Source organism: Sphingomonas sp. S-NIH.Pt15_0812 (genome assembly GCF_003951315.1).
Classification (GTDB): domain Bacteria; phylum Pseudomonadota; class Alphaproteobacteria; order Sphingomonadales; family Sphingomonadaceae; genus Sphingomonas.
In genome coordinates, this window is sequence record NZ_QLJH01000039.1 from 22,950 (window position 1) to 28,949 (window position 6,000).

Annotated in this window: 3 protein-coding genes and 1 pseudogene; all 4 read left to right on the forward strand. The window is 50.0% G+C overall.

Annotation, left to right across the window (positions count from 1 at the left end; genetic code table 11):
• Positions 1 to 276: 276 nt before the first annotated feature.
• Positions 277 to 609 (forward strand): hypothetical protein, encoded by a 333-nt coding sequence (locus BRX43_RS17655; protein ID WP_125996402.1) that lies wholly within the window; start codon positions 277 to 279, stop codon positions 607 to 609.
• A 488-nt stretch (positions 610 to 1,097) separates the two neighbouring features.
• Positions 1,098 to 5,306: an RHS repeat-associated core domain-containing protein gene (locus BRX43_RS17660; protein ID WP_125996403.1), complete on the forward strand. Its 4,209-nt coding sequence runs from the start codon at positions 1,098 to 1,100 to the stop codon at positions 5,304 to 5,306.
• Between the two features lie 30 nt (positions 5,307 to 5,336).
• Positions 5,337 to 5,684, forward strand: coding sequence for a hypothetical protein (locus BRX43_RS17665; protein WP_125996404.1), 348 nt, complete (start codon positions 5,337 to 5,339; stop codon positions 5,682 to 5,684).
• 153 nt (positions 5,685 to 5,837) lie between these two features.
• A pseudogene (locus BRX43_RS17670) lies at positions 5,838 to 6,000 on the forward strand (IS481 family transposase); the annotation flags it as partial.

Consider the following 6,000-nt stretch of genomic DNA (forward strand, 5'->3'; position numbering starts at 1 on the left):
GCCGCGTGTCCATGCTGGCATCACCTAGGATGATAAGCAGATCACCCCGGCATCCAGGGATCGCTGGCATATTGTCCACTTGAACAGTATTGTAGCATCATAGGTATATGTCAGCAACTCAGTCACCCGATGGACAGAGTTCGCGTTATACTGATTGGCAGCAAAGCTAGGTGATGCGACCGTCGCTGAAACGGCAAAGACGGCCGCAACTCGTTCTAGTATACAGGTTCCTCGTATTCAGATATTTTGCAATGATTCTAAAGGAAAGATGGATACATGCAAGTTGCACGATACGCTATTCCTGCGGCCTTATTTTTTGCAGCAGCGCCGGCTTACTGCGTGGGGCCAGGTGGAACCCTGACCGTAACTGCAGTATCCATGGATGGCCCACAGGCCTATATCGATGCTCAAGGTGGCTTGAACCCAGATGGATGCACGTTGCCGGGACGTTTCGCTTTGCCGAATGATCCAGCACAGCGTGATGCCTTCTATACCGCCGCCATCACGGCCCTTACCACCGGCATGAAGATGACTGTTTGGGTGAACGGGTGTGCGTCCGCGCCTTGGGGGACGGTTCCAAACATTTACTACTTTAGCCTTTCAAAATAGTGATTCCACGGGAGATCAAGTATGCTGAAGTCAGCAATGTCACTCCGCTGCCATGTCGCGAAGGCAGCATTCGCTGCAGCATTGACTTTCATCGCTACGCCCGCCTCTGCGGATTTTGGATGTCCAGTCCGTCCAAGCGAATACCTCGGCGTCGACGGTGGTGGATTTCTCGTTTTGATTGGCGGGAAGCACGTCAAGGTCTGCAGCTTTCAAGGTAATGCCGGAGATGCAAGCCCCGATATATGCAAAATATGGTACAGCCACGTTGCAACAGCTAGGGCTCAAGGAAAAACGGTGAACTTCCTATTTCACGAAACGCAAAGTGGCGGCGCAACGTCATGCTCTACCCTCCAGGATTGGGCTCTAACCCCGCCGTACTTTCTAGAGACATATTAGGCTTAAAAAATGACGCTTAAACCTACCAAAAAGCATTATGGCTACTATAGGTTTTTCTGCTCATAAAAACATGTTTTATCGGGGAATATTTTATGAACGCAGTCATTGCTCGGCAGCCTTCAATAGCTTTGAGCAGAATAGTGGGCACGCAATGCAAAACCAATAAAAATTCTATCTTTAAGTCTCAATTAATGTTGGCTTCATGCATAATCACTGTTTCTGCTTGTGTTAATAGCCAAACTGCGTCTGCGCAGGTTAGCAGCGTTCCGAAAGCACCGCCAATTTTTCAAACCGTTGATGACAACGGTGTGGAGTTGGCAACGGGCCGCATGGCGTTTTCAGTAGCAGCAGTGTCGATTGGCTCTGGAGATAGTGCATTAAGTTTTTCGTTTGACGCGGATTTGCCAGGAAGCGATTTCAAACGATCATACGCGTATCCAAATTCGACCTCGGGAGGTAAGGTAGAAATTGTCTCCGATGGGCGTACAAAGGTATTTACTCAGGTCGGTCAACGTGGTTCAGCCACGTACTCCAACGACTTTGGTGGACCTGATACGCTAACGTTTGACGCCTCTACATCTGAGTTCGTCTATACGAAAGAGGATGGTGAGCGGCAGATATTTGCCGCACGATCCGCAACCCCAACAATTTTTTGGCTGAAAAAGGTTATTAAGCGAAGTGGGTTGACACAAACACTATACTATAGCGATTACAGCACACTTTATGGTGACGGGAGTACGCGGCCGTATCCTTATGTTACCGCTATAACAAATAGCCTTGGATATCAGATCAAAGCTAGCTACCAGTCTATTAATGGCGGTATTTGGTTCCCGACGTTCGTCGTTGCATTCAATATGGCAAACGAAACTTGCGATCCATCTGCTTCAACTTGTAGCTTGGTCGGCTCTTGGCCGTCAGTCACACGCAACCTGACCACCGGTGTATTCACTGATAGCACTGGCAAGACAGTTCGTGTTTCCGGCAACGCGGGCGAATATAAAGTAACCTCTAGTAGCGGTCAGGTTCGAACATATACCGGGGGCAACGTTACGGTAAACGGTTCTTCATATTTTAAAGTCCAGTCGTTCAATAATGGCCGTGGAACTTGGAAATACCAGTACCCTTCCCCGTATGCGGCGACGACGCTAGTTTATTCGCCCGGTAACGCTGCACCACATACCTATCAATTCTATAATAATGGTCAAATTGGTACGGATTATGACGTCACTTCTGGCGACGGAGGTGTCAACAAGCGGTGGCAATATGATACAAAAAATCGGGTTTCATCCTACAGCCTTTTGTCTCAGAAAAACGACAACCTCAAGCGCGAAACATTTTATGCTTACAATGCAAGAGGTAGCCTTACCGAGGTTCGGGTAAAAGATGCTACTGGTCAAAACTCAGATATCGTCCAAAGCATTCACTATCCGGACACCTGCGCTGATGTAAGCATCTGCAGCAAGCCTGATTACATTATTGACGGAAACCGTAACAGGACAGATTATACCTATAGCACATCCAGCGGGGCAGTTGAGACGATTACCTCTCCAGCTGCTGTGCCAGGTGGCATTCGCCCCCAGACCCGTATCAAATATGCCGGTTACAATGCCAGTTTTCGAAATGGCTCAGGTGCGACGGTCAATGGCGAAACCGTGATGCTTCCTTACGAAGTATCAGAATGTAAAAGCCTGTCCTCATGCGTCGGTACGGGCGACGAAACTAAGATAACCACAACATTCAAGGCGCAAAATGCGCTCACTCCGGAAAAAACGGTTGTGAGCGCCGGTGACGGCAGCCTTTCTGTCGCTAAAACCTTCGATTACAGTCCCACTGGCGATTTGCAGGTCGTTGATGGTCCGCGCGATGGCACTGACGATACTAGCCGCACGTATTTTGATGCGATGCGCCGACCCATTGGGCAGATCGGACCTGATCCGGATGGTGCTGGTACGGCGAAGCGGTCGGCTACAAGGTTCAGTTATTCGGCCGATGGATCGCTATCACAAGTCGAAAGTGGCCTCGCCTCTTCTGCAGAAGCCGATGGCATGGCAAGCTTCGTCACAGCGCAGTCAGTGTCCTATGGGTTTGATAGCCAGGGCAATTTGATTAGCACAACGATGTCGGCAAATGGTACGACGTACGCCGTGTCGCAACGATCCTATGACGATGCAGGCAAATTAGTATGTCAAGCTGAAAGGATGAACTCAAGCGCGTTTAGCCAATTGCCAGCATCTGCCTGCACGGCTTCTGCAATCAGCAGCGATGGTCCAGACCGAATTACGCAATTTCAGTATGATGAACAATCTCGAATAAGGAACGTCACGGCTGGGGCAGGGACGGCGCAAGCATCGGTTAGTACCTACACGTATAACTCCCTAGGTGATGTTGCATCTTCAACAGATGCAAATGGTAACCGTACATCTTTTGTCTACAATGGCCTTGGTCGTGTAGTCGAAAGCCAGCTACCTTCCCAAGCCGTCGGCACCATGGTAAGCAACGCGAGTGATAAACAAACATATAGGTATGATGACAATGGAAATATTACGTCAACTTCTTTACGCTCAGGACAAATCATTGATTTTAGCTATGATAGTTTGAACCGCAGGACTAGCGATAAGCCTAGCGGCGAGCGCAGTGTGTTCTACCTATATAACCTTCAAGGGAAATTGACGCAAGCAACCTTTGATAATTTGGGCGGCGCCGATAGCATTACTATTTCTTATGATTCCTTGGGACGATTGCTCACAAACAAGACAACTATGGCAGGAACGTCACGAACGTTGCGCTATGGATATGATAATTCTGGCAATCTGATCTCCATCATCCATCCTGATGGTGTAACATTTACGTCAGAATTTGATGCGGCCGGAGAAGTGACCCACAGCTCGTGGACAGTACCCGGAGCAAGCCCGGTTCCTTTCTTAGGCATTGCATTCGATGATCGAGGTCGTCGTAAGGCGGTAACGCGTGGGTCGAGCAGTACTGGCTTTGAGTACGATCCAGCCTCTCGGCTTCTCACCCTAAATCAGCGTTTCAATCAGGGTGCGGGTAATCTAGACACTGAATTCGGTTACAATGCCTCCAATCAAATCACTACTCGCACCAGCAGCAATGGCGACTATTCTTGGCCGGGTGCTTTCACTATCGACCGGGGCTATCAGGTCAACGGCCTTAACCAGTATACCGGCGCCGGATCGGCCAGCTTCACCTACGACGGTCGAGGCAATCTAACCTCAGATGGAACGAATACCTACGGCTATGATCTCCACAATCGCATGGTCAGCGCATCGACGTCAGGAGGTACGACATTGCGCTACGATCCATTGGGCCGTCTTTGGCAGATCCAAAGTGGGCAGACCGGCTCGACTCAGTTTCTATATGATGGGGACCATGTAGTCGCCGAATATGACGGTGCGTCAGGTGCGATACGGCGTCGCTTTTTTTGGGGACCGGGCGCGGATGAGCCAATCCTCCAGGATGAGGGGGGCGCAATGAATTGCTCGGGTACACGCTTCCTCCATGGCGATGAGCGCGGCTCTATAATCGCGGCATCCGACTGTTCCGGCAATCGCAGTCAGGTCAACAGCTACGATGAATACGGTATACCTGCGCCTGGAAACTGGGGTCGTTTCCAATATACCGGACAGGCCTGGCTTCCCGAGCTTGGGATTTACTATTACAAAGCACGTATGTACTCGCCAACACTCGGCCGATTTTTCCAAACTGATCCGGTCGGCTATGGCGACGGGCTCAACTGGTATGCCTATGTGGGCAATGATCCCATCAACGGCATCGATCCAAGTGGGCTTAGCTGTGACAAGCCCGATGCCGGCATGGGCAAGAAGGGCCAGCAGATTCCCGAACCCTGCGCCCCGCCACCACCGGAAACCGTTGTTTTTGGCCAGCGCATCAACCTGTTCGAAGCGGCTGATCGGGCTAGCAGCATCATCCAGCAGGTATCGCAGACATTGCCTAACGATTACGCAACCGAAGTCATCGTAAGTGCCAAGTCTCGAGTTTTAGCTGCCAAGGCGCAGGCAAATGTAAAGGTTAGTTTGAATGACCTTAGGCATATATTCGAAAATCCCGACCATCTTCTTGACGGAGTCCTACAGGCTTATGGCTCCGCAAAATTAGCTGGAGATGCGCTCAGTGCTCGTGCCCAGCTGCACGTAAACCGTCAACAGCTTGCCGGTAAAGTGGAGTTTCAAATAAAGGTGGCTGGATATGAAGTCACGGTAAGAGGTATGGTTGTCAACGGCACATTTCGCTTTGGCACAGCCTTTATTCCTCCGAGGTAAATTATGGTTAACATTACGCAAATTGAGGACATGGTGTTGGAATTAGCGGTGTCATCGACAAGTGGATGCCGCAGCGAGCTGGCAAATCAAGTCAGTCTTATACGCAATCGCTTTAGGACCTTCACTGAGTCCGGCGTCGTAACTCGCTTTGCCTTCGAAGATAGGATAGAAAAACTGAAAGGCCAGCAAAATTTCCACTTAGGAAATGTAAATGGTATAACATCATCTCTATTATTCGGTTTTGGGTCAGCATTGTTTATTAGGGGGGGGCTTATAACGAGTCTGGAATTCTACACTTATGGCGAAGTATGGCCTTCAGAATTCACGGACGTAAAATTGGAGCTAGATGATGCCGGATTTGCTGGCGAAAGTAAATGATTCCACATCTTATGGCTTGATAACTCTTTGTGGGAAATAGAGGGGCTTAGTATGGGATTGGATCGTAACGAATGATCGCAGGCGATCATTCGTTAGGTGTTTGATCCCACGGTTTGATGGTGCGATCCTTTCGTTGGAATGGAAGGAAGCCGTATGGGACAAGTTCGTCACGGGAGCGCCACGACCACGCACGCCGTCCGAGCAGCAATACAGCGATCGCAAGCTTCGCTCTCGACGCTGAGCCGTGAGTTGGGGATCAACCCGAAGACCGTCGCGAAATGGCGTAAGAGGGCGACGGTCGAGGACCTGAGGTCGA

Coding starts and splice junctions, on each gene's coding strand:
- BRX43_RS17655 (WP_125996402.1), top strand. CDS start 277: ATGCAAGTTGCACGATACGCTATTCCTGCGGCCTTATTTTTTGCAGCA.
- BRX43_RS17660 (WP_125996403.1), top strand. CDS start 1,098: ATGAACGCAGTCATTGCTCGGCAGCCTTCAATAGCTTTGAGCAGAATA.
- BRX43_RS17665 (WP_125996404.1), top strand. CDS start 5,337: ATGGTGTTGGAATTAGCGGTGTCATCGACAAGTGGATGCCGCAGCGAG.